General features: G+C 70.0%; 25 protein-coding genes. 4 read left to right on the top strand and 21 right to left on the bottom strand.

Translation table 11 applies throughout. The annotated features are described in order from the left end of the window. Nucleotides 1-6: 6 nt before the first annotated feature. The 8 genes from hemC to ABZV40_RS15740 form a co-directional block, all read right to left on the bottom strand. The gene (gene hemC / locus ABZV40_RS15775) at nt 7-942 is read right to left on the bottom strand and encodes a hydroxymethylbilane synthase (protein WP_355440926.1); all 936 of its coding nucleotides are present in this window, start codon (nt 940-942) and stop codon (nt 7-9) included. After that, the gene (locus ABZV40_RS15770) at nt 939-2,255 is read right to left on the bottom strand and encodes a glutamyl-tRNA reductase (RefSeq protein WP_355440923.1); all 1,317 of its coding nucleotides are present in this window, start codon (nt 2,253-2,255) and stop codon (nt 939-941) included. Before ABZV40_RS15770 ends, hemC begins: the two co-directional genes overlap by 4 nt. A 37-nt stretch (nt 2,256-2,292) precedes the next feature. Beyond that, nucleotides 2,293-3,048, bottom strand: a complete 756-nt coding sequence (locus ABZV40_RS15765; RefSeq protein WP_355441101.1) for a redox-sensing transcriptional repressor Rex — start codon at nt 3,046-3,048, stop codon at nt 2,293-2,295. Nucleotides 3,049-3,213: 165 nt separating this feature from the next. Beyond that, nucleotides 3,214-3,774 (bottom strand): fasciclin domain-containing protein, encoded by a 561-nt coding sequence (locus ABZV40_RS15760; protein WP_355441098.1) that lies wholly within the window; start codon nt 3,772-3,774, stop codon nt 3,214-3,216. Nucleotides 3,775-3,914: 140 nt separating this feature from the next. Next, nucleotides 3,915-5,384 (bottom strand): molybdopterin-dependent oxidoreductase, encoded by a 1,470-nt coding sequence (locus tag ABZV40_RS15755; protein ID WP_355440920.1) that lies wholly within the window; start codon nt 5,382-5,384, stop codon nt 3,915-3,917. A gap of 74 nt (nt 5,385-5,458) precedes the next feature. Continuing rightward, nucleotides 5,459-6,355: an HAD-IB family hydrolase gene (locus ABZV40_RS15750; protein WP_355440917.1), complete on the bottom strand. Its 897-nt coding sequence runs from the start codon at nt 6,353-6,355 to the stop codon at nt 5,459-5,461. 41 nt (nt 6,356-6,396) lie between these two features. After that, the gene (locus tag ABZV40_RS15745; protein WP_355440915.1) at nt 6,397-7,476 is read right to left on the bottom strand and encodes a DUF5667 domain-containing protein; all 1,080 of its coding nucleotides are present in this window, start codon (nt 7,474-7,476) and stop codon (nt 6,397-6,399) included. A gap of 54 nt (nt 7,477-7,530) precedes the next feature. Continuing rightward, complete coding sequence (locus ABZV40_RS15740) at nt 7,531-8,106, bottom strand: sigma-70 family RNA polymerase sigma factor (RefSeq protein WP_355440912.1); 576 nt, start codon at nt 8,104-8,106, stop codon at nt 7,531-7,533. Between the two features lie 211 nt (nt 8,107-8,317). Between ABZV40_RS15740 and ABZV40_RS15735 the strand changes: the two genes are divergently transcribed. The 3 genes from ABZV40_RS15735 to ABZV40_RS15725 all read left to right on the top strand — a co-directional run bounded on the left by ABZV40_RS15735 (nt 8,318) and on the right by ABZV40_RS15725 (nt 10,620). Next, a complete protein-coding gene (locus ABZV40_RS15735; RefSeq protein WP_355440909.1) occupies nt 8,318-9,793 on the top strand; it encodes an AMP-binding protein in 1,476 nt (491 codons plus the stop codon). Between the two features lie 2 nt (nt 9,794-9,795). Then, on the top strand, nt 9,796-10,035 hold the full coding sequence (locus ABZV40_RS15730; protein WP_355440906.1) for a glutaredoxin family protein: 240 nt from the start codon (nt 9,796-9,798) through the stop codon (nt 10,033-10,035). 90 nt (nt 10,036-10,125) lie between these two features. After that, nucleotides 10,126-10,620: a DUF4232 domain-containing protein gene (locus ABZV40_RS15725; protein ID WP_355440903.1), complete on the top strand. Its 495-nt coding sequence runs from the start codon at nt 10,126-10,128 to the stop codon at nt 10,618-10,620. A 3-nt stretch (nt 10,621-10,623) separates the two neighbouring features. Here ABZV40_RS15725 and ABZV40_RS15720 read toward each other — a convergent pair whose 3' ends face one another. Beyond that, nucleotides 10,624-11,271, bottom strand: coding sequence for a winged helix-turn-helix domain-containing protein (locus tag ABZV40_RS15720; protein ID WP_355440900.1), 648 nt, complete (start codon nt 11,269-11,271; stop codon nt 10,624-10,626). Between the two features lie 57 nt (nt 11,272-11,328). Here ABZV40_RS15720 and ABZV40_RS15715 point away from each other — a divergent pair, with 57 nt between their 5' ends. Continuing rightward, a complete protein-coding gene (locus tag ABZV40_RS15715; RefSeq protein WP_355440898.1) occupies nt 11,329-12,636 on the top strand; it encodes an isocitrate lyase/phosphoenolpyruvate mutase family protein in 1,308 nt (435 codons plus the stop codon). On the opposite strand, the gene ABZV40_RS15710 is transcribed toward ABZV40_RS15715, so the two are convergent. From ABZV40_RS15710 to ABZV40_RS15655, 12 genes are all read right to left on the bottom strand, one after another. Continuing rightward, nucleotides 12,557-13,516: a lysophospholipid acyltransferase family protein gene (locus ABZV40_RS15710; RefSeq protein ID WP_355440895.1), complete on the bottom strand. Its 960-nt coding sequence runs from the start codon at nt 13,514-13,516 to the stop codon at nt 12,557-12,559. The two genes, ABZV40_RS15715 and ABZV40_RS15710, sit on opposite strands and share 80 nt — an antisense overlap. Before the next feature lie 16 nt (nt 13,517-13,532). Then, nucleotides 13,533-14,570, bottom strand: coding sequence for an NAD-dependent epimerase/dehydratase family protein (locus ABZV40_RS15705; protein WP_355440893.1), 1,038 nt, complete (start codon nt 14,568-14,570; stop codon nt 13,533-13,535). 275 nt (nt 14,571-14,845) lie between these two features. After that, on the bottom strand, nt 14,846-14,947 hold the full coding sequence (locus ABZV40_RS15700) for an AURKAIP1/COX24 domain-containing protein (RefSeq protein WP_015105422.1): 102 nt from the start codon (nt 14,945-14,947) through the stop codon (nt 14,846-14,848). A 130-nt stretch (nt 14,948-15,077) separates the two neighbouring features. Beyond that, nucleotides 15,078-15,290 (bottom strand): helix-turn-helix domain-containing protein, encoded by a 213-nt coding sequence (locus ABZV40_RS15695; RefSeq protein WP_030477960.1) that lies wholly within the window; start codon nt 15,288-15,290, stop codon nt 15,078-15,080. Between the two features lie 213 nt (nt 15,291-15,503). After that, nucleotides 15,504-16,313 carry a pyrroline-5-carboxylate reductase gene (gene proC, locus ABZV40_RS15690; RefSeq protein WP_355440890.1) on the bottom strand — a complete coding sequence of 270 codons (810 nt, stop codon included), beginning with the start codon at nt 16,311-16,313 and terminating at the stop codon, nt 15,504-15,506. 23 nt (nt 16,314-16,336) lie between these two features. After that, nucleotides 16,337-17,119, bottom strand: a complete 783-nt coding sequence (locus ABZV40_RS15685; RefSeq protein ID WP_355440887.1) for a thioesterase family protein — start codon at nt 17,117-17,119, stop codon at nt 16,337-16,339. Further along, nucleotides 17,116-18,012, bottom strand: coding sequence for a proline dehydrogenase family protein (locus ABZV40_RS15680; protein WP_355440884.1), 897 nt, complete (start codon nt 18,010-18,012; stop codon nt 17,116-17,118). Before ABZV40_RS15680 ends, ABZV40_RS15685 begins: the two co-directional genes overlap by 4 nt. 51 nt (nt 18,013-18,063) lie before the next feature. After that, entirely contained in the window at nt 18,064-18,909 is an 846-nt protein-coding gene (locus tag ABZV40_RS15675) for a sugar phosphate isomerase/epimerase family protein (protein WP_355440881.1), read from the bottom strand. Further along, on the bottom strand, nt 18,906-20,207 hold the full coding sequence (locus ABZV40_RS15670) for a hypothetical protein (RefSeq protein ID WP_355440878.1): 1,302 nt from the start codon (nt 20,205-20,207) through the stop codon (nt 18,906-18,908). The genes ABZV40_RS15675 and ABZV40_RS15670 overlap by 4 nt, the downstream gene beginning before the upstream one ends. Continuing rightward, complete coding sequence (locus tag ABZV40_RS15665; RefSeq protein WP_355440876.1) at nt 20,207-21,187, bottom strand: Ppx/GppA phosphatase family protein; 981 nt, start codon at nt 21,185-21,187, stop codon at nt 20,207-20,209. Before ABZV40_RS15665 ends, ABZV40_RS15670 begins: the two co-directional genes overlap by 1 nt. A 27-nt stretch (nt 21,188-21,214) precedes the next feature. Continuing rightward, entirely contained in the window at nt 21,215-21,895 is a 681-nt protein-coding gene (locus ABZV40_RS15660; protein WP_053737067.1) for a response regulator transcription factor, read from the bottom strand. Continuing rightward, complete coding sequence (locus ABZV40_RS15655; protein ID WP_355440873.1) at nt 21,892-23,061, bottom strand: ATP-binding protein; 1,170 nt, start codon at nt 23,059-23,061, stop codon at nt 21,892-21,894. The genes ABZV40_RS15660 and ABZV40_RS15655 overlap by 4 nt, the downstream gene beginning before the upstream one ends. Nucleotides 23,062-23,228 lie beyond the last annotated feature (167 nt).

Raw genomic sequence — 23,228 nt, 5'->3', positions numbered from 1 at the left:
CATCGATTACGCCTCTGGGCCGCTGAGCACGGCGGCCCCGAGGTCGAGCAACTCGGCGGCCAGCGCACGGCCGAGTCCCTCAGCTTCGGTCAAGTCACCGGTGGCGGACGCGCGGAGGAGATCGTTCTCCGGCGTCGCTGCGACCCCGCGCAGGGAAAGTCGGTACACGACCTTGCCCTCGTCGTCGAGGTCTTCCACCACATCGGCCAGCGCGCCGACCGGCGCGCTGCAGCCCGCTTCGAGCGCGGCCAGCATGGCGCGCTCGGCGGTCACAGCGGCCCGGCTGGCCGAATCGTCCAAAGTGGACTGGATCAGGTGCTCGGCATCGACGTCGTCGATCCGGCACTCGACTGCCAACGCGCCCTGCGCGGGCGCGGGAAGCATCTGGATGGGCTCCAGCGTCTCGGTGATCTCGTCCGCGCGACCGAGGCGCGCGATGCCGGCCCGGGCCAGCACCACGGCGTCGAGCTCGCCGCTGCGGACCTTGCCGATGCGGGTGTCCACGTTGCCGCGCAACGGCACGATGTTCAGCCCGAGGCCGAGCGCCTCCAGCTGGGCCGCGCGGCGCGGGGAACCGGTGCCCACAGTGGACCCCGGGAGCAGCTCGCCGAGCGTGAGACCGTCGCGCGCCACGAGAGCGTCGCGCGGGTCTTCGCGCTGGGGCACTGCCGCGAGCACCAGACGCGGGTCCGGCGCGGTGGGGAGGTCCTTGTAGGAGTGGACGGCGACGTCGATCTCACCGCCTGCGAGCGCGTCCCGCAGAGCGGACGTGAACACGCCGATGCCGATCTGGGCGATGGGCGCGTCGGAGAGGTCGCCCGGCGTCTTGATGACGACGATCTCGACCTGTGCTCCGGCAGCCTTCAGCGCCTCGGCGACGGTCCCCGTCTGGGCGAGCGCCAGCGCGCTGCCACGGGTACCGATCCGTAGGGTGCGGGTCACCGCGTTTCACCATCCACAGGAGCTTGCTTGGTCTGACTGACTGCCCCAGGAGCCTGGGGGTCGAGTCCGAACAGTTCGCGGAGAGCCTCCGCGTAGCCGGTACCACCAGGAGAGGAGGCGAGCTCCTTCACCCTGACGGTCGGCGTGTGCAGGAGCTTGTCTACAACGCGGCGCACCGTCTTGGCCAATTCACCGCGTGTCGCGGCGTCCAGTTCGGGAAGTCGCGAGTCAAGGCGGAGCAGCTCGGCGTCGACCACCTCGGCGGCCCGCTTGCGCAGCGCCGTGACGGTCGGGGTGACCTCGGCGGAGCGCTGCCCCGCGAGGTAGCCCTTGACCTCGTCGGCGACCAGCTGGGCGGCCATCCGCGCGTCCTGGCCGGCCGGGGCGTCGGAGAGGCGCCGCTGCAGCGTTTCCAGGTCCACCACACGAACGTTCGGCAGTTCGGCCGCGGCCGGGTCGACGTCCTTGGGCAGGCCGAGGTCGCACACGACGAGCGGCCGGGTGCGCGCGCTGATCATGTGCGCGTGCACGACCGTGTCGACCGATCCGGTGCACGCGAAGACGATGTCCGCGAGATCGAGTTCGACGGGCAGCGCGGTGAGGTCGACGGCCGTCGCCGGGACGCCGTCGGCCTTCAGCGACGTGGCCAAACGCACACCGTTGGCCTGCGTCCGGTTGGCGATGACGACCTCGCCGATGCCCGCCCTGCGCAGGTGCGCGGCGGCCAGGCCGCCCATGGCACCCGCACCGACGAGCAGCGCGCGCTTGCCGACGAGCGTGCCCAGCGCGGCCTCGGCGTCACCGAGCGCCTCTGACACGACCGACGCGCCCGCGTGGTCGATGCCGGTCTCGCTGTGCACGCGCTTGCCGACGCGCAGCGCGTTCTGGGTGAGCTCGTGGACGGTCCTGCCGACGGTGCCCGCCTCGTCCGCCGCCGCGTACGCACCGCGCAGCTGGCCGAGGATCTGGGACTCGCCGACGACCATCGAGTCGAGGCCCGCCGCGACGGAGAACAGGTGCTCCACGGCAGCGGCGGCGTAATGCACGTAAAAGTGCTCGTAGAGCGACTGCGGGTCGACCTGGGCGTGCTGCGCGAGCACGTCGACGACCTCGGACATGCCGCCGTGGAACGACTCGACGACGGCGTAGACCTCGACCCGGTTGCAGGTCGACAGGACCATCGCCTCGGAGACGCTGGAGGCGGCCAGGAGCTGGCCGAGGACCTTGGGCAGGTCCGGCTCGGCCACGGTGACGCGTTCGAGGACCGGGACGGGGGCGGTGCGGTGCGACAGACCGACTACGAGCACGCTCATGCACTCACCACGTCTGCCGGAGCCGTCTGGCTCACGCTCACGGGCGAATCACCATCCCGTCCACACCGAGTCCGTTGTTGCCGACCGAGACGTGCGCAGCCTCGTCCGCACGTCGAGCGACGTGGAACGACAGGATCTGCATCTCGACCGCCAAGTCAACCTTGCGCACCTCGACGTTGTCTGGAACCTGAAGGACAACTGGTGCAAAGTTCAGAATGCACTGGACGCCCGCAGATACCAAACGGTCGCAAACCGACTGAGCGGCGGGCGGCGGCGTCGCGATGACGCCGATCGAGACCTCTCGCTCCAGGCAGACGGCGGTGATGTCGTCGATGTGGCTGACGGGAATGCCCCCAACAGGCACTCCGATGAGATCGGGATCGACGTCGAAGAGAGCGGTGACCGGAAACCCGCGGCCGGGGAAGCCGCCGTAGTTGGCCAGAGCGTGACCAAGGTTACCGATGCCGACGACCGCGACGGAGTGGTTGCGGGTGAGGCCGAGGATGCGCTCGATGTGGCTGACGAGCACCTCGACGTCGTACCCGACGCCCCTCGTGCCGTAGCTCCCGATGTAGCTGAGGTCCTTGCGGAGCTTCGCCGCGTTGACGCCCGCGGCCTGGCTCAGCTCCTCGCTGGACACGGCCGTGACGCCCTGGTCGGCCATGCCGGACAACACGCGGAGGTACACGGCGAGCCTGGCCACCGCTGCCTCGGGAATCGCACGGGCGCGCTCCCTGTCGGCAGGCTCCAGAGGGGTGGCGGTCGTCTCACCTTCGCCCCGCTGTGATGCCACGCTCTCCGACCTCCGGGTGTGCTTCACCGCAGGGACCCCGCGGCGGTGGTGATACCCACACCGTACCGCTTGTGAACGCATGCACAAAGTCGGCGGAAGAGCGGTCGCGCACATGCGACAGCGCTGGTCACAGGGCGTGACCAGCGCTGAATCGCTTCATGATCACTACGGGGTGAGCACCTTGCCGATCACGAACACGGTGGCGTTCTTGGTCGGGATGTTGCCGCACAGGACCGGCGCGCCGTTCACCGTCAGGTTGTCACCGGATCCCGCGATGGTGAGGTCGCTTCCGTTCAGGGTCTTGACCGTCTTCGCAGCTTGCAGGCCCTTGGCGTCGTAACGCATCGGCACGACGTGGTACTGCAGGATCGGCGTGAGGGCGGCCGGGTTGCCGGCCAGCTCCTGGAACTTCGCGTCGCCCAGCGCGGCGAAGGCGGGGTCGGCCGGAGCGAACACGGTGATCGCCTGCTGCGAGTTCAGCGTGTCGACGAGGTTGGCCGCCTTGACCGCCGCCACCAGCTTGGTGAGCAGCGGGTTGTTGCTCGCCGCCGTGGCCACCGGGTCCTCCGCCATGCCCTGCAGCGAGCCCTTGCCGTCCTGCGGCACGCCCGCGCAGCCCGGACCGAAGACGTCGCTGGTCTTGGTCATGCCCATGGCACTGGTGGTGGCGGTGGTGGTGGTCGGCGCGCTGGTCGGGGTGTTCGTCGTCGTGCCGGCCTGGTCCATGCCGCTGCACGCGGTCAGACCCGCAATTGCGAACGCAAACACACCTGCGAGGGTCTTTCGCACTTTCGATCACTCCCTGAATGTTCTTTCGACCTGTCTGCCTGAACATTCGGGGCGGGTCCGGTTCCGGTTCGGGTTTTCTACTGAACGGTGAAAGAAATCGAGTGCCAGCCCGTGGCGCCGTCCGGAATGGGGTCCAGCCGCGCCTGGTCCTGCGTGTAACCGGTTTTGTCGGTCGCTCGGCACTCGACCGTGTGACTACCCGGCTTCAGGTCGAGCTCGAGGCGCCACATGCGCCACGTGCTGTCGCTGACGTCCGCGCCCAGCTCGGCTTCCTGCCAGGGGCCGCCGTCGGCTCTCACCTCGACCTTGGCCACGCCCTTCGGCTGAGCCCAGGCGGTGCCGGCGACGACCGTCCTGCCGCTGACTTTGCTCAGGCCTTTCGGGCGGTCGATTCGTGACATCGTTTTGATCGGGGCCCTGGCGGCCCACCCGCGTGGAATCCAGTAACCCTGCTCTTTGGCGAACGTGGTGACGTTGAGGTCGGTCACCCATTTGGTGGCCGAGACGTAGCCGTACAGGCCGGGGACGACGAGCCTCGCCGGAAATCCGTGTTCTGCCGGGAGGGGTTCGCCGTTCATGCCGATGGCGATCAGGCCGCGTTCCAGGACGTAGTCCAGCGGGCTGCCCGCGGTGAAGCCGTCGTCGCTGGTGCTGAAGAGCTGGTCGGCGCCTGCTTTCACGCCGGCTTCCCGCAGGACGTCGCCGATCCTGATGCCGATGAAGTTGGCGGTGGAGATGTACGGACCGCCCACCTCGTTGGAGACGCAGGTCAGGGTGACGGTCTCCTCGATCAGGTCGCGTTTGCGGATCTCGTCGAACGTGAGGACCGCCGGGCGGTCGACCATGCCGTGGATCCTCAGGGTCCACTCCTCCGCGCGGATCCTCGGGACGCTCAGGGCCGTGTCGATCCGGTAGAAGTCCTTGGCGCTGGTGATGAAGGCCGGGGTGCCGTCCCTGGCGAAGTCGGCGCCGACCGGGAGGTCGGGGACCTTGGTCTTCGGGGTCAGGTCACCGATGGCCTGCCTGGAGCCCTCCACGTCGGTTCTCGTGCCGAGGAGCTGGCCTGTCACGCCCGCCGCCACCGCCAGTCCGGCGGTGATCAGGAAGTCCCGCCGGGACTCGTCCTGCGTGGACTCCTCGTGCAGGTGGCGGAAGACGTAGACGCCTGCGGCGAGGCTGGCGAGCGGGGCCAGGACGCTGAGCTGGCCCACGTCCGGCCTGGTCAGGACGGCCGCGATGCCCAGCAGGCCGAGCGCTACCGCGATCACCGTGCCGGGGGTGGGGGTGTTTCGGCTGGCCAGGCCTGCCGCGATGCCGGTGGCGACCAGGACGACGGCCATGCCGGTGAGCAGGACGAGTTTGTCGTTGGTGCCGAAGGTGGTGACCGCGAACTCCTTCAGCCAGGTCGGGGTCAGGTCGATCGCGGCGTTGCCCACGGCCAGGTACGGGGAGGCGGACAGGCCCACGAAGGCTGCTACCAGGTGGCCTGCGGCCAGGGCGGCGAGGATCGCCAGCAGTCCGGTCAGCGCTGCCTTGGTGGGCTTCATGGTTCTTATTCGACACCGGTTCGGTGTTGGTTCGCCTGAGCTGTAAGAGCTCGGTAATGCCGCGCTTCGCGGGGCTACTTCACCCGGCGCCGGTACGCCAAGGTCGCGGCTACCGCGCCTGCCAGGGCACCCGCGCCGAGGACCGACGGGACGCCGATCTTGGCGGCCTTGCGGCCGGTGCGGAAGTCGCGGATCTCCCAGCCCTTGCGGCGGGAGATCTCGCGCAGCTGCGAGTCCGGGTTCACGGCTACCGCGGTGCCCACCACGGACAGCATCGGGACGTCGTTCGAGGAGTCCGAGTAGGCCGTGCAGCGGCGCAGGTCCAGGCCCTCCTTGGCGGCCAGGGAGCGGACGGCCTGGGCTTTGGCCTTGCCGTGCAGGAGGTCGCCGACCAGGCGGCCCGTGTAGACGCCGTCCACCGATTCGGAGACGGTGCCGAGGGCGCCGGTCAGGCCCAGGCGGCGGGCGATGATCTGGGCCAGTTCGACCGGGGTGGCGGTGACGAGCCAGACGCGTTGGCCTGCGTCGAGGTGCATCTGGGCGAGGGCTTGGGTGCCCTTCCAGATGCGGTCGGCCATCAGTTCGTCGTAGATCTCCTCGCCGAGGGAGACGAGTTCGGCGACGCTGCGGCCCGCGACGAAGGAGAGGGCCTGCTCGCGGGAGGCCTTGACCGACGCCGGGTCCTCGCGGCCGCCCACTCGGAACTTCAGCTGTTGCCAGACGAAGCCCGCCAGGTCGGAGGAGGAGAAGTACTTGCGCGCGGCGAGGCCTCGGGCGAAGTGGAAGATCGAGGCGCCCATCATCATCGTGTTGTCCACGTCGAAGAAGGCGGCCGCGGTCAGGTCTGTGGGCACGGCGAGGGAGGCTTCGAGCTCCGGGGCCGCCGCAGCGGCCTGGACCGCCGCCTCTGCCGATGCCTCGCCGGCTAGTTCGGCCAGCCGGTCGCTCTCCACGTCACGCTTGCCTGCCATGTCCCAAGCCTAGCGATCAGGTCCGACGGGAAACCCCCGACTCAGCCGAAGCTGATGCCGGGGAGCAGCGGGAGCGAGATGCTGGGCAGCGGCAGGGGCAGCGGGATGGTGATTCCCGGCTTGCCCGAGGTGGGCGGGAGCGTGGTTCCCGGCTGGGACGTCGGTGGGGTCGAGGAGCCGGGGAGCAGCGACTGCGAGGGCTGGGTCGACGGGGACGCCGAACCGGACGGCACGGGCACGCCGGAGGGTGTCGGCTGCACCGAGGGCTGGTTGCGGCCCATGGACGCGTTCGGGTCGGTGGAGGCCGAGGTGCAGTCGGCCTTCGACGGGAGCGGGCCCAGGGAGTCGGTGGCGCCGCTGACCACGGACGGGCAGCCTGCTCTGGCCGCCAGGTCGTGGGCTCGCTGGGCGATGCTCGCGAGCAGCCACATCGTCGTGTCGGCGTGGGCGCCTGCCTGACCCGGCAGACGGGGGCGCAGGGTGCCGAGCTTCACGTACTGGGCGAGGGCCCAGTCGCGGAGGTCCGGCAGGGCCTTCTTGTCGGACGAGGTGGCGTAGGTGGTGAGCTGGCGGGCGCCTTCCACCGCGTCGGCGTTCAGGTCGTTCAGGGCCGTGAGCTGGGAGGACTCGGCCGAGGAGCGGTCGGCCAGGGTTTCCATCTCGGTGACCCTGGAGGCGGCGAACTCCAGGTGCTTCAGGGCGCGCGACTCGTCGTCGAACGTAAGGCCCAGAGAGGCGCCTTCCGCGGTGCGTTTGACGCCGTAGAGCGGGTCTCCCGGGAGCGCGTCACGGCTGAGCAGCACGCTCATGCCGCCCAACGACATCAGCAGGCACAGGACGGCGGCCGCTGCGACTGCTAAGCGTGCGCGCGCTCCCACGCGTCTTACCGACGAGAGGACCAGCGGCTTCTCGGGTGGAGGCGCGGTGAGGATGCGCTGTTTCATGCGCGCACGCGTCTCGGCGTCCGGGCCCACGTCCATGGACCGGAGCATCTCGACGATCGCGAGGTCGTCAGCGAGATCGGAGTCCCGGCCGACCGGCTGCGGACCGCCTTCCACGGCACGGGCGAATCGCTCGTGCTCCCTGTGCCGCCAGCGCGGTGTGCTTCCCTTACCGTCCATCTCAGCCCGAGTAACGAAGTTGATCTGCTTTGGGTTACGCGCCTGCGATCGTGATCACCGCAGCCACGACGGGAGGATCTGCGCGAGCCGTCGGACGGCCCGGTGTTGCAGCGCCTTCACGGCGCCCTCGTTGCGGTCCATGAGCTGGGCGACCTCGGACACCGACTTGCCCTCGATGAACCTCAGCACGATGCACTCCCGCTGGTCGTCTCCCAACTGGGAAACGCAGCGGAGCAGCTCCGCGTTGGTCGCCTCGGTCATCACTTCCTGCTCGGGACCGCCCGCCTCCTCGCGGTTGTCCTGGAGCTCCGCCGTCGTGACCTCGAGCCGGTAGCGGCTCGACTTCACGTGGTCGAACACGATGTTGCGGGCGATCGTGACGAACCACGCCCCCACATCGCGCCCCTGGTAGCTGACCGAACCGATGCTGCGCAGCGCGCGCAAGAACGTCTCGCTGGTCACATCCTCGGCGAACGCGCGATCGCCGCCCACCCGGAAGAGGACATAGCGGAACACCATGTCGACGTACTTGTCGTACAGCACGCCGAACGCGTCGGTGTCACCCTCCTGGGCGGCCTTGACGAGCTGCCACGGCTCGTCGCCTGCGTCGTCGTGCTGACCTCCCGTCATGGTCCGGGTGGTCCTGATCGTGTTCGGTCGTGCCCGCGCGGTCATCGGCTGGCGGCACCTCCACAGAGTCGCCGTGGCGGCAGCATACGTCTTGTTACTCCGTAGTAGGTAGCTGACGGGGTTGCGAAGTGGAGACGCGCGAACCACGGCTTCGTGACGCTGGCCACGCGTGGAAGACTGCTCCAAGCGTTCAGTTGTTCATGAGGAGGCCATGTTGACTTCCGCTCGCAATGTCGCAGATCTGGTCCGTTCCTCGGCACAGCGGGGGCCAAGCCACGTCGCTCTCGTCGACGTCGCGAGCGGTGTGAGCCTCACCTGGGAAACCATCGACGGCGCGGTCGACGCTTTCGCCCGCCGTTTGGCCGATTCCGGGCTCGAACCGGGCGACCGAGTGGCGGTACGGCTGCCCACGAGCCCCGAGTTCGTCGTCGCGGTCTTCGGAATTCTGCGCGCCGGCGGGGTCGTGGTGCCCACCGGCCCCGGCAACCCGTCGCGTGAGCTGCAGCGCATCCTGGCCGACTCCGGCGCCGGACTCCTGGTCGGTGACGGCGAGGGCGCCGACGCCACCGCGGTCGAACTTCCGGACGTCACGGCGACCGCCGAGCCGTTCGAGGCCGTGCGCGGCGGCGAGGACATCGCCGTGCTCGGCTACACCTCGGGCACGTCCGGCGTGCCGCGCGGCGCGATGCTGTCCCACCGCGCGCTGCTCGCGAACGTCGCGCAGTGCGCCTCGCTGCGGCCCGCGCCGGTGACCGCGGGCGACCGCGTGCTGCTCGCGCTGCCGTTGTTCCACGTCTACGGCCTCGGTCCCGGGTTGCTGCAGGTCGCGGGCGCGGGCGCCACGGCGGTCCTGCTGGAGCGGTTCGACGCGACCGCAGCGCTGGACGTCATCGAGCAGCACCGGGTGACCACGATGGTCGGCGTGCCGCCCATGTACCGGGCGCTGCTGGCGAACCCGGTCGAGGTGCTGCGCGAGAAGCTGGCCACGGTGCGACTCTTCACGAGCGGAGCGGCGCCGCTCCCGGCGGGGGTCATCGACGAGATGCGCGCGGCCATCGGCATCCCGGTCTTCGAGGGCTACGGCCTGACCGAGACGGGCCCGGTGCTCACGTCGACGCTGGTCGGCGGCGTGCCGAAGAAGGGCTCGGTGGGCCGGGCGCTGCCGGGCGTGGAGATCCGCCTGGTCGACACGGACGGTTCGGTGCTCGACATCGACGAGGACGAGCCCGGCACGGGTCTGGTGTCCGCGAAGGGCGACAACCTCTTCAGCGGCTACTGGCCGGACGGCGCCCACGGGCCTGATTCTTCCGGGTGGTTCCGCACGGGCGATGTCGGCTACCTCGACTCCGACGGCGACCTGCACCTGGTCGACCGCGCGGGTGACCTGATCATCGTGAACGGCTTCAACGTCTACCCGCACGAGGTGGAGAAGGTCATCGGCGAGCTGCCGGGCGTCGTGGAGGCCGCGGCCGTCGGCGTGCCGGACGAGAAGACCGGCGAGTCGGTGAAGGCCGTCGTGGTCCTGCGGGACGGCGCCTCGGTGTCGGAGGAGGACGTCGTGTCGCACTGCGCGACCCGGCTGGCGAAGTTCAAGGTGCCGACGTCGGTGGAGTTCGCCCCGGCCCTGCCGCACTCGCCGACCGGCAAGCTCGCCCGCCGCGTCCTGCGCAAGCCGCTGGGAGCCTGACGATGACGCACCACGTGACCGTGATGAGCCGCGAGACGTGCCACTCGTGCCACGCCGCCGAGGCCGAGGTCGAGCGGATCTGCGGCGAGATGGGCGCGACCTGGTCCGTCGAGGACGTGGACGCCGACCCCGAGCTGCGCGCCGAGTACGGCGACCGGGTGCCGGTGTTCCTGGTCGACGGCGTCGAGCACGGCTACTGGCAGGTGGAGGAGGAACGACTCCGGGCGGCCCTCGCGAAGTAGGCCTTCGGCGGTCGCCTTTTCTCGTTTGGGATGCAACGTTGTTCTGGTGAGCACGTCTTCGTCATCGCCCCGCAGTCTCAGGGAGACGGCATGAGGAGATTCATCGGAACAACGTTGCTGGTCATAGGGCTCATCGCGACCGAAACGGTGACGGCGAGCGCGGCACCGCTACCCACGTGCAAGTCCGTTGACCTGGGCATCCTGGTCGCGCGTGAGGAGGGCACCGCGGGCACCCTGTACCGGGAGATCAAGTTCACCATGCGTTCGCCGGGCTCCTGCGTGCTGAGGGGCTTCCCGGGCGTGTCGTACGTGGACAGCACAGGTGCCCAGGTCGGCCGGGCAGCGCGCCGCGACGGCCCGACCGGCGATCTGATCACGCTGACCTACGGGACGTCCGTCTCAGCGGTCGCAGGATTCACGAATCCGGGCAACTGGGACCCGGAGACGTGCCGGCCGCAGCCGGTGTGGGGCGTCCGGATCTACCCGCCGGACGAGTTCGTGCCGCTCTACATCAAGTTCCCCGACGACGTGGGCTGCGCCGGCCCCGTCGACGCGCTGAGCACCAGGGCGGTCCACCGCAGCTGACGGTCACTTCAGGCCCAGCTCACGCCAGCCGTCGGCACCGGCCGGCGTGAGCACGACCGCGCGGGTCGTGCCGATGCGTTTGATCCAGCCGCGCTCGAAGAACACCTCGCAGAGGTGCGCCCCGGCGGCTCCCGCGAGATGCGGGACGCGTTCGGTCCAGTCCAGGCAGGCCCTGCCGGTCTGGCGTTTCGACGGCTCGAAGCCGAGCTCCTTCAGCCACACCAGGCCCGGCTCGGTGATGGCCAGCTCGCCCGTCACCACGCCGAGGTCCAGCAGGCCGGTCTTCAGCGCGATGCCGAGCTTCCCGGCCAGGTGGTCGTAGCAGGTGCGGCCGCGGGCCATCGCCTCCGAAGCGGACGCCGCCCGCAGCCCACGTGGCTGCGCGGGCGCCGCGAAGGCGGTCATGGCCTCCAGCAGCTCGGCGACGTGCGGGCCCGCCAGCGACACGTACCGGTGGCGGCCCTGGCGGTGCTCGACGAGCAGGCCGCCCCCGATCAACCGCGTCAGGTGTTCGCTGGCGGTCGACGGGGCCACGCGGGCGTGGGCTGCCAGCTCCGCGGCCGTCCAGGCCCTGCCGTCCAGCAGGGCCTCGCAGAACGCGGCTCGCGTGCGGTCGGCGAGCAGTGCGGCCAGTGCGTGCACGACCGCCATTCTGCTGCCGGAACACTTCGGCCGGCGCCGAAACGTCCGCGCCCTAGCGTCGGCTCCATGACCGAGGAGCTGCTGAGCCTGCCCGTCCCGTCCGTGCCCGCGGGTGATCGAGGCGTGGCCTGGTTGCGCGCGAACGTCGTCCGCTTCAGCAACGGCGCCGAGCACGTCCGCAGGCGCGCGCTCACGGAGAAGCTGCTCGACGGTGTCAACGCCACCACGCTCGACGAGCTCGCGACCCAGCTCGGCCTGCCGGGCTCGCTCCCGGACATCGCGAAGATCACGTACCACCCGCACGAGCCCGTCACCGCGGAAGCCGACGCCGCCGTGGAACGCCTCGCGGGCGACCACGGAGAGGAGGCCGCGGCACGGATCGGACTGCTCGTGCAGGCCTGGGCGGCCACGCACGCGCTCGCGGAGCACCTCCGCACCGGGAACCCCACCCCGCCGGTTCCGATCACGCGCAGGGCCGCTGAGGGCGGCGTGATCGAGGTCGGCCTCGAAGGACACCCGTTCGGGCACGGGCCGCACGCCTGTCCCGGTCGAGCGCCGGCCACCAAGATCGCCAAGAACATGGCGTTCACCGCCATGCACCACCAGGACGAGCCGCTGGTCCTCCCCAACGCGTGGGACTACGCGTCCGCAGCCGCCCTGCACGCGGCGGGCTTCCTGGCGATCGGCACGACGAGCCTCGGTGTCGCGGCCGCACACGGCCTCCCCGACGGCATGGCGCTCGCCGGACAGCAGGCGATCGCGCTGGCGGCACTCCTCAAGGACCTGCCCTGCCCGGTCACCGTCGACCTGGAGTCGGGGTTCGGTCAGGACCCCGCCGAACTGGTCGCGAGCCTCGACGCGGCAGGTGTGAACCTGGAGGACGGTCGCCCGCACGGCCTCGCCGCACCGGAGGAGCAGGCCCGCATCATCAGCAGGGTCAAAGAGCGCGCACCCGGCGTCTTCCTGAACGCCCGCATCGACACCCACTGGCACGGCATCGCCGTCGAGGAGACCGCGGAGCGCGCCAGGAGGTACGTCGACGCCGGCGCGGACGGGATCTTCGTGCCCGGCCTGACCGAGCCGCGCGACATCGAGAAGCTCGCGCACCTGGCGCCGTTGAACGTGCTCGCCCAGCAGCGCACACCCCGAGAACTCGGCAACCTCGGCGTGAAGCGGATCAGCACCGGGTCGTTGCTGTTCAGGGCCGCGCTCCAGCACACCGTCGCGACCGCGAGAGCAGTGCGCGACGGTGGCACCTCAGCAGCGCTCAGCTACGCCGAGGTGCAGGCGCTGATCAGCCCAGGAACACGTTCCGGCGCTGCGTCAGAAGCCGGTACAGGGTCTGCTGGATCGTCTCGCGCACCTGGTCGGTGAGGTTGAAGACCAGCATCGGGTCGTCGGCCGCGTTCTCGCCGAACACGTCGGTGCGGATCGGCTCGCCGAACTCGATGTACCACTTCGACGGCAACGGGATGGCGCCGAGCGGCCCGAGCAACGGGAAGAACGGCGTCACCGGGAAGTACGGGAAGCCGAACAGCCGCGCCAGCGCCTTGATGTCGCCGATCATCGGGTAGATCTCCTCGGCCCCGACGATCGAGCACGGGATGATCGGCGTGCCGGTCTTCAGCGCCGCCGCCACGAAACCACCGCGGCCGAAGCGCTGCAGCTTGTAGCGGTCCTTGAACGGCTTGCCGATGCCCTTGAAGCCCTCCGGCCACACGCCGACGAGCTCACCGGACGACAGCAGCCGCTCGGCGTCCGGGTTGCAGGCGAGCGTCTGGCCGGACTTGCGGGCCAGCGCGCCGAGCAACGGCGTGCGGAACACCAGATCGGCGCCCAGCATGCGCATGTGCCGTCCCGCCGGGTGCTCGGACGCGATGCCGTAGGACGTCATCAGCGCGTCGAGCGGCAACGTGCCGGAGTGGTTCGCCACGATCAGCGCGCCACCGGCCGTGGGGATGTTGGACATCCCGATCGTCTCGACCCGGAACCACTTCTCGTACAACGGCTTCAGCGGCGGCATCAGCACGTTCTCGGTGAGGTCGCGGTCGAAGCCGAACTCGTCGATCTGGTAGTCGCCCGCGATCCGCCTGCGCGCGAACGACAGCAGGTCGGCCAGCCTGCGCTCCCAGTCCGGTGTCTCGGACTGCTGCTGCGCGGGCTCGGGGACCACCTCGACGTGGCGTGATCTGCGCGCTGCGTCGCGCTCCGGGTCGTGCAGCGGGATAACGCGTGCTCCTGCCACTGCGTTCATCTCCTCAGGCAAAGATTCAGCGGAAACGAGCGGCCACGTCGAGGATTCCCCGTTCCGCGGCGGCAATCGTCTCCGGGTCGATGAGCGGCTTCAGGCCTCGTCCGCTCACGTAGTCGTCGAACGCCTGCTGGGTGGTCCACCGCGGCGTGAACCCGAACTCCTTCTTCAGCAGGGTGGTGTCGACCACCCGCCCCCAGTTGAGGAACCTCATCTGGTCCGGCGAGAAGTCGACGAGCCGGGCGCTCCGGAAGAAGCCGCCGACGGTGGGCACGGCCATGCTGGGCACCGGCAGGTTCAGCCTGCCCGCCCGCCGGATGGCCTGCGACAGCAGCAGCACGCCGTCGCCGCCCACGTTGAACACACCGGGCAGGTCGTGCAGCGTCGCGCGTTCGAGGACAGCGAGGGCGTCCTCGGAGTGCAGCAGCTGCACACGAGCGTCGTAGCCCAGGACGGTGGGCACGACCGGGAGGGCGAAGTAGCGGGTCAGCACCGTGTCGATGCGCGGCCCGATGAAGTTCGTGAAGCGAAGAGTGGTGACGTTCACGTCCGGCCGGCGGCGGCCGAACCCGCGCACGTAGCCCTCGACCTCGACCGCGTCCTTGGCGTACCCGGACGACGGCAGGTCCTTGGGACCCATGTCCTCGGTGAACACCGCGGGATCGCGGCTGCTGGACCCGTACACGGCGCTGGTGGACTTCACGACGAGCTTCTGCACCTTGGGCGACTTCTGGCACGCGGCCAGCAGCTGCATGGTGCCGATGACGTTCATCTCCTTCATCGCCGTGCGACCGGTGGGCCCGGCCGGGTTGGCGGTGACGGACGCGTGCACGACCGTGTCCACGTTCGCGGTGGAGATGACCTTGCTGATCAGCGGGTTGCGGATGTCGGCCCGCACGAACTCCGCCCGGCCCATCCGGCGCAGGAGATCACGTGGCGGCGGCTCGGTGTCCACGCCGAGCACGCGCTCGATGTCCGGGTTGGCGGCGAACCGCGCGGCGAGATGGCCGCCGAGGAAGCGGCTGACTCCGGTGACGAGGACGACCTTGGGCGTCATGCGACTCCAAGCAGAAGGGCGTTGCGATTGGTCGATGCTACAAGCCAGATCTGAAACCGGAGGGGGCCGGAACGCCCCCTTGACGCAGGTCACGCAGGCTTTACCGGCTAATCACCCGATCGGCGGCCACCGTTCCCGTGTTTCCCGCCGCTCATCTCACAACGTGATATTCCGTGTGTGCGCAAGCACCTGGGTGCGGCCACTCGGGCGATCCCGCGAACGCAACCGCCGCCGGACCCGCGAGGGGACCGGCGGCGGTAAGAGCACGCACGGGCTTACTTGCCGCGCTTCCTGCGCTGGACACGGGTCTTGCGCAGCAGCTTGCGGTGCTTCTTCTTCGACATGCGCTTGCGGCGCTTCTTGATGACCGAGCCCATGCGGGATCCTTAGCTCTAGACGTTGCTTTGACTGGCGCGCCCCAGCCTTGGCCGTGTCAAGCACGGCGCGCCGGTAAGCACGATCGGCCTACCAGTCTACCCGCTGGGGTTCGCCAGTCTTCAGCAGCCTTCAGCCGGCGTCGAAGTACGCGTTCTCGAGGTAGGCGTGGACCGCTTTCTCGGGCACCCGGAACGACTTGCCGACCCTCACTGCGGGCAGCTCACCGGAGTGCACCAGGCGGTACACGGTCATCTTCGAGACCCGCATCATCGAGGCCACTTCGGCCACGGTCAGGAACTGCACCTGAGCGAGACCTGTTCGTTCGTTCTCCTTCGCAGGCATACATCACCGCATCCTTCGACACGTGTCGTGCCGTCGGTCTTCCCCACCGACGGTTCGACACGCACGTGCTCTCCTGAGAGTAGCGGGACTGATGTGACTCCTGCGACGTCCAACCAGTGCTGCTTCGGCGGCACGCGGGGCCCCCGCGTTTCCCTGGAGGGCACGCGGGGCCCCCGCGTGCGCTCAGAGCGCACGAAAGCTCCCCGCGTGCACTCAGTCCTCGTGCTGGCGGCCCAGTTCGACGGAGCGGTCGCGGGCCGACTCGATGGCCGCGAGGAGGGCGGCGCGGACGCCGTGCTTCTCCAGCTCGCGGATCGCCATGATCGTCGTTCCCGCCGGTGAGGTCACGGCCTCGCGCAGGATGACCGGGTGCGACGAGCCCTCGTTCAGCATCGTCGCGGCGCCCACGGCCGACTGGATGATCAACGTCGACGCCAGGTCGCGCGGGATGCCGAGCAGGATGCCCGCGTCGATCATCGCCTCGACCAGGAAGAAGAAGTACGCGGGACCCGAGCCGGACAACGCCGTCACGGCGTCCTGCTGCGACTCCGGCACGACCGCGACCTTGCCCACGGTCGAGAGGAGCTCCTCGACGATCTTGAGGTGCTCGGGCGTGGCGTTGGAGCCACCGGAGACCGCGCTCATGGCCTGACCGACGACCATCGGCGTGTTCGGCATGACCCGCACGACCGGCGTACCCTCCGGCAGCCTGCGCTCGAACAGCGTCGTCGGCAGGCCCGCGCACAACGAGACGATGAGAGTGCCCGCGCGCAGCACCAGCTTCAGCTCGGTGAGCAACGGTTCGATGTCCTGCGGCTTGACCGCCACGATCAGCACGTCGGCCTTCGCGGCCGCCCCTGCCACCGTGACCGCCTCGAACCCGTACTGCTCGGTGAGCGCGCGCGCACGGGCCTCGTGCTTCTCGGTGAACATCAGATCGGTGGCCGCGCGACCACCCTGCGCAAGCCCGGACAGCAGCGCCTCACCGATCTTGCCCGCGCCGAGCACCGCGATCTTCGTCATCGGTCAAGTCTCACACAGTGCCCTCAGACAGCGGGCGTCAACGCCAGCTGCCTCGCCTGACAGACCAGCCGACCGGTCGCGTCGATCACCGTGGCGTCCTCGTCGAACCACTGCCCGTGCACCGCCTGGCAGGTGACGTGCAGGCGCAGCCACCCCGGCGCCGGCCTGGCGCGCAGCAACGCGGTCAGCTGCACCGTGGGCGACCAGCCGAAGCGGCCGAGGTTGAACGTCACCGGCATCGACAGGTCGCCCGCGAGCAACGCGAAGTACGGGTCCGGCTGCTCGTCGATCGGCCGCGCCCACAGCTTCAGCGTGAGCGGTCCGTCCGTGCGCCGGTCGAGGAAGCTCGCGCTCTCCCGGTCCACCCGCAGGTCGCACAGGCTGCCGACCTTGTAGACGCCGCCGCTCGGGAACGTCGCGAGCTCCACCGAACCGGGTGGCGGCGCGGCGGGCATCGACGGCAGGTTCGCGTAGTCGGCGCGGTGCTCGGGAATCCGTCCCGTGGTGACCGACGCCTCGACGCACACCTGGCCGCGCTGCTCGAGCCGGACGGCGACGACCGTGGCGGTCCGGCCCGCCTTGCGGAGGTCGGTCCGGATCAGGACCGGTCCGACCTCGGGTGCCCGCAGGAACTGGGCGGAGACGGCGAGCGGATCGGCGTCGGTGACCTCGGCCGCCGCACGGGTCATCACCGCGAGCAGGAACCCGCCGTGGGGCTTGGGGCCGACGGTCCACTCGGCCGGCAGGGACGCGGTGAAGGTTCCGTCACCGAGCGACCGGACGGCGCTGGACTTGGTGAAGGTCATGAGCGGCTGGCCAGCGAACGCAGGAAGAAGGTCACGTTGGCAGGCCGTTCCGCGAGTCGCCGCATGAGATATCCGTACCACTGCTCGCCATAGGGAACATAAACGCGAGCGCCGAGACGCCGCTGCTCGTCGGGCCGGATTCCGTACAACATCTGGTACTCGAAGTCGGTTTTGTCATACCAGCGAGCCCGCTCGCCGATGATTTCGATCAGCCTCGGGTCGTGCGTCGCGAACATCGGATACCCCTCTCCAGCGAGGAGCACGTTGAGGCACCGCACGTAGTTCAGATCGACTTCGTGCGGGTCCTGGATCGCCACCTCCGGCGGCTCCGCGTAGGCGCCCTTGACCAGCCGAACCCTGCTGCCGGGGCCCGTGAGCTGCTTGCAGTCGTCCAGCGTCCGGTGCAGGTAGGTCTGCAGCACCGCGCCGACCCACGGCCAGGTGCGCCGCAGTTCGTGCAGGACCCGCAACGTGGAATCCGTCGTCGTGTGGTCTTCCATGTCGAGCGTGACGGTCGTGCGGCACTGCTCGGCCGCGGCACAGATCCGGGAGGCATTCGTCAGGGCGAGCGACTCGTCGAGCGCCTGCCCGACCGCCGAAAGTTTGACGCTCACTTCTGCGTTTTGGGCCAGCCCGGCGGCGTGCAGCGCGTCGAGCAGCTCCAGATACGCCTGGACGGTCTTCTCGGCCTGACGCTTGTCGGTGGTGTCCTCACCGAGGTAGTCCAGCGTCACCGGCAGCCCGAGGCCGCGCACCACCTCGACGGCGTCTGCCGTGGTCTCGCCCGCGACGAAGCGCTTCACGACGTCACGGCTGATGGGCGCGTTGGCCACGAGGTGGCGGACGGTCTCGTTGCGAGACGCGGCCATGATCAACGCTCGCAGCGGGTTCACACCCCGAACCCTAACTCGCGAGTCGACTTACCGGTGGCCGGACTCGCAACCTCAGCGCGGCAGCGCCGAACGCCCCTTGCCGGAACCGCCTTCGGTCGGCCAGTCCAGGTGCAACCGGGCGAACAGCAACGCCTCGGCCAGCATCTCCCGCCGTGCCGCCGCGGTTCCGGCCCGCCGCGTGTTGACCTCCAGCACGACCTGCCCGTCGAACCCGCCGCGCGCCAGCATCTCGCACAGCTCGGCGCACGGCTGCGTGCCGCGTCCGGGCACCATGTGCTCGTCCTTCGGCGCACCTGACCCGTCGGCGAGGTGGATGTGCCGCAGCCCCTCGCCCATCCGCTTCGCCAGCTCCAGCGCATCCATGTGCGCGGCCGCCGAGTGCGACAGGTCCAGCGTGTAGTTGCGGTGCCCCACGTCCGTCGGGTCGATCGACGGCTTGAACGCCGTCATCTGCACCGAACGCCCGCGCCCCAGCGGGCGGCGGACCGGGAACATGTTCTCCACCGCGATCGCGATGCCGCTCTCGTCCTCCAGCGACGACACCAGCTCGGCGAACCCGTCCGCGTACTTGCGCTGCCACCGGAACGGCGGGTGCAGCACGACGGTCGGGGCGCCCAGGTCCTGTGCGGCGCGCACCGCCTTGCGCAGGCGTTCGACCGGGTCCGGCGACCACACCCGTTGCGAGATCAGCAGGCAGGGCGCGTGCACGGCGAGGACCGGCATGCCCGTCCTGCCCGACAACCGGTCGACGGCGCGGATGTCCTGCGACACCGGATCGGCCCACACCATCAGCTCGACGCCGTCGTAGCCCAGCTCGGACGCGATCTCGAACGCCGCTCCGGCGGGCTGCGGGTAGACCGACGCCGTGGAAAGCCCGACCGGGATGCGGCCCGTCAACTCTTCACCAGCAGCATCGCCGCTGGCGAGACGGTGACGATGAGGCCGACGAGCACGGCCAGCACAGTGGTCTGGAGGTCGTCCGCCCGGCGGATCTTGCGAACCAGCAACACCAGACCCACGGTAACCGCAAGCGCCACGACGAGTGCCGCCGCGGGTGCGGAGCGCCACAGGAAGTTGAAGGCGAGCCACAGGGCCGCGCCGCCGAGCACGCCGACGGCGAGCTGGCCGATCATGATCAGCCATTCCTTGGCCGGCGACCGGGACGGTTCCTCGTCCGGTTCCTCCGTCGCCTCGTCGGCGTCGTCGAGACCGGCGGGACCCTCGTCCTCGTCCTCGTCCGCGAGGTAGTCGTCGTCCTCGGGGCGGTAGACGGCGTACTCCTGCGAGTCGTCGTCGTCCACGTACGGGCCGGGGTGAGCCGCGGTCGACTCCATCGGCGCCATGGACAGGTCGGTCTGGACGGCGGCGTCGTCGTCGCCGAACCAGGCGTCGGGCTGGTTGTTCGGCAGCGGTTCCGGCAGCTTCGGCGGGGCCGGCGGCACGATCAGCACGGACTCGGTCTCGAGCGCGGCGATCTGGTCCACCGGTGCCTTGGCCGGGATCCGCGGCAGCTGCTCGGTCATCGCCTCGCGCGGAGGCATGCCGGGTTTCGGCGCCGGTGCCGGCAGCTGCACCGACGGTGGCACCGGCTGGGGCAGCGGTTTGGGCGGCCGGGTGATGTTGGTGCGCGTCGGGGCGGGCGGTGCGCCGGCGTCCAGGCGCGAGCTCACGTCGGGCCGCGGCAGATCCGCCCGCGAAGGTGCCTCCGGGCGAGGCACGTCCTGACGTGGGGGCGCCTCGGGTCGCGGCAGGTCCTGTCGGGACGGCTGGTCGCGGACCTGCGGCACCTGCCGGGTCTGCTCGGCCGCGGCGGGCGGCGGTGCCGCCGGAGGGTTCGGTCTGCGCACCTGCGGCGGCCCGACGGGTGGCGGCGGCACCTGCGGTTTCGGCTGGTAGGCGGTGCGTTCGGCGGCTGCGGGCGGCGGTGCGACATGAGGTGCCGCGGGAGGTTCGGGAGCCGCGCGGCGCCCCGGCTGGGGTTGGTCGTCGTCGCGGATCGCCATCAACCGGCCGCTGTCGGACAGGACCCGCTCGATGATCGTCTGGGGCGCGGTCTCCGGCTGCTGGACGTCGTCCTCGTCATCGGCCGCGCGGCGGCGTCGCCGACGTGGCGCACCCTCTGGGCTGCCGCCGTACTGGGCGAGCAGCTCAGCGACTGTGCGCTGCGTCTGGTCCGATCCGCTCTCTCGACTCATCAACTCCACCGTGCCCCGTGCTGGCCAGTACGTCCAGTATCGCTCTGGTCCGTCCCATCAGTGTGGTCCAGCCGCCGAAGGATGACACCCTCCCGGAGCGCCCAGGGGCAAATCTCCAGCTGCGTGAGTGACAGGGCTCGCATCGTCGCCTCCGCGACCAGGGCGCCCGCGACCAGCTGGTGCGCCCTCGACGTGCTCACGCCTTCCAGCTCGGCCAGGTCGTGCGCCGACATCCGGGAGATGAACGCGATCAGCTGCCGCAGGCCCGCGTCCGTGAGCACGCGGCGTGCCCTGGGCCCGGCAGACGATGGCGCGGCCCCGGTGAGCCGCGCCAGTGTCCGGAACGTTTTCGAGGTGGCAACCACCCGATCGGGTTCGCCGGCGCGTTTCAGCTTCCGCGCGACGGGTGCGAGCTGCTCGGCCAGCCAGTCGGAGGTCTCGCGGACCTCCGAGCGCCGCGGCGGGTCCTTCTTGAAGCGGGTCCTCGTCAACCGGCCGGCACCCAGCGGCACGGAGAACGCCATGTCCGGGTTCTCGTCGCGACCGACCGCCAGCTCGAGCGAGCCGCCGCCGATGTCGAGGCACAGCAGCTTGCCCGCGGACCAGCCGTACCAGCGGCGGACGGCGAGGAACGTGTACCGCGCCTCGTCCTCGCCGGACAGGACCTGAAGATCCACGCCGGTCTCGGTGCGCACGCGGTCGAGCACCTCGGCGGAGTTGCCCGCCTCGCGCACCGCCGAGGTCGCGAAGGCCATCAGGTCCTCGCAGCCGGACTTGCGGGCCGACGCCTTCGCGCCGGCCACCGCGCGGACCAGCTGGTCAGCACCGGCCTTGGTGAGCTGGCCCTTGGCGTCGAGCTGCTCGGCCAGGCGCAGGATCGTCTTCTCGGACGTCGTCGGAATCGGGTGGGCACCACGATGCGCGTCCACCACCAGAAGGTGGACGGTGTTGGAACCCACGTCGAGAACGCCCAGGCGCACGCCGGAAACGGTACCTGGTCGTGTCCGTCAGGACTCGAACTTGTAACCGAGACCCCTCACGGTCACCAGGTGCCGCGGGGCCGACGGGTCCGGTTCGATCTTCGACCGCAGCCGCTTGACGTGCACGTCCAGCGTCTTCGTGTCACCGACGTAGTCAGCGCCCCACACGCGGTCGATCAGCTGTCCGCGGGTGAGCACGCGGCCGACGTTGCGCAGCAGGTACTCGAGGAGGTCGAACTCCTTGAGCGGCAGGCTGATGTCCTGACCGCCGACCGTGACGACGTGGCGTTCCACGTCCATCCGCACCGGACCGGCCTCGAGGATCTGCGGCAGCAGGTCCTCCGACTCGCCGCCGCGGCGCAGCACCGCGCGGATGCGGGCGATGAGCTCACGGGCCGAGTAGGGCTTGGTGACGTAGTCGTCGGCGCCCAGTTCCAGGCCCACGACCTTGTCGATCTCGCTGTCGCGCGCGGTCACCATGATCACCGGCACGGCGGAGCGCTGCCGCAGCTGCTTGCAGACGTCGGTGCCGCTCATGCCGGGCAGCATGAGGTCGAGCAGCACGATGTCGGCGCCGTTGCGGTCGAACTCCTCCAGCGCCTCCTGGCCGGTGGCCGCGAGCGCCGCGGTGAACCCCTCCTTGCGCAGCAGGAAGGCGAGCGGATCGGCGAAGGACTCCTCGTCCTCCACGATGAGCACCCTGGTCACAGCTCTCCTCCAGTGTCACCCGCGCCGGTGGGGACGAGGGTCGGGTTGGGTTCGGTCGTCGCGGCCGGCAGCCGCAGCGTGAAGGTGGACCCCGTTCCCGGCAGGCTCCACAGCTTCACCTCGCCACCGTGGTTGGCGGCGACGTGCTTGACGATCGCGAGCCCGAGACCGGTGCCTCCGGTCGCGCGCGATCGGGCCTTGTCCACGCGGTAGAACCGCTCGAAGACGCGCTGCTGCTGGTCCTCGGCGATGCCGATGCCGCGGTCGGTCACGGCGATCTCGACGTGCCCGTCCACCAGCCGGCGGCTCACGCTCACCGGACTGCCGGGCGGCGAGTAGGCGACAGCGTTGTCCAGCAGGTTCGTCAGCGCCGTGACCAGCAACGACCGGTCACCCGGCACGACGAAGCCGCTCGGCTCGTCGGTGGTGATCGAGATGTTGACCGACTCGGCGGCGAGCTTGGACCGCGACAGCGCCTCGTTGATCACGACGTCGATCTCGGTGTCGGACAGCTCCGGCAGCTTCTCCGCGCCCTGGAGGCGGGAGAGCGCGATCAGCTCGGTGACGAGCGTGCCGAGGCGGGTGGCCTCCTGCATGATCTTCGCGCTGAAGCGGCGGACCTCCTCCTGGTCGTCGCTCGCGTCCAGCACGGCCTCCGCGAGCAGCGCCAGCGCGCCGACCGGGGTCTTGAGCTCGTGGCTGACGTTGGCCACGAAGTCGCGGCGCGTCTTCTCCAGCCGCACGGCCTCCGACTCGTCGCTCGCGTCCACGACCGTGAAGCCCTCGGTGAGCAGCCGGACCTCGGCGTGCACCGCGGCGGGCTGCCGGCCCTTGGTGCCCTCGGGCGGCGAGAGGTCGACGTAGACGATCTCGTTGCTGTTGCGGACGGCCTCCGCGGCCTTGCGCGCGCGGTCGTCGACGCGGTTGTTGCGGACGACCCCGAGCTCTTCCGCGCGGGGGTTGTGCAGCACGACGTCGCCGAAGTGGTTCAGCACCACGATGCCGTCGTGGGAGTCCTGGACGATCCGCTGCATGAGGTCCGCGACCGTCAGACCCGCCGGGGCCTTCGGTTTGCGGGGAGCGGTGAGCCGGCCAATGAGGAAACCGGCGATCACGCCGATGAGCGCGACGCCGATCGACACAGCGAGGTAACCCGTTGTGGTCACGGGCGAATGGTAAGCATCTTTTCGGTGTCCTGGCCTAGTACGTGAGCGTGAACCGTGACACCCGCGACACCTCAGTGGACGGTTGTTCCGCCCCTGGTCAGACCCCGTTCACCCAATCGTGATGCTTCAAATGCACGCGGGGACCTCCCGTACTCTCAGAAAGTACG

Origin of the sequence: Lentzea sp. NPDC004782, from assembly GCF_040609115.1 — a bacterium.
GTDB lineage: Bacteria > Actinomycetota > Actinomycetes > Mycobacteriales > Pseudonocardiaceae > Lentzea.
This window is presented reverse-complemented; position numbering and strand designations above follow the sequence as displayed.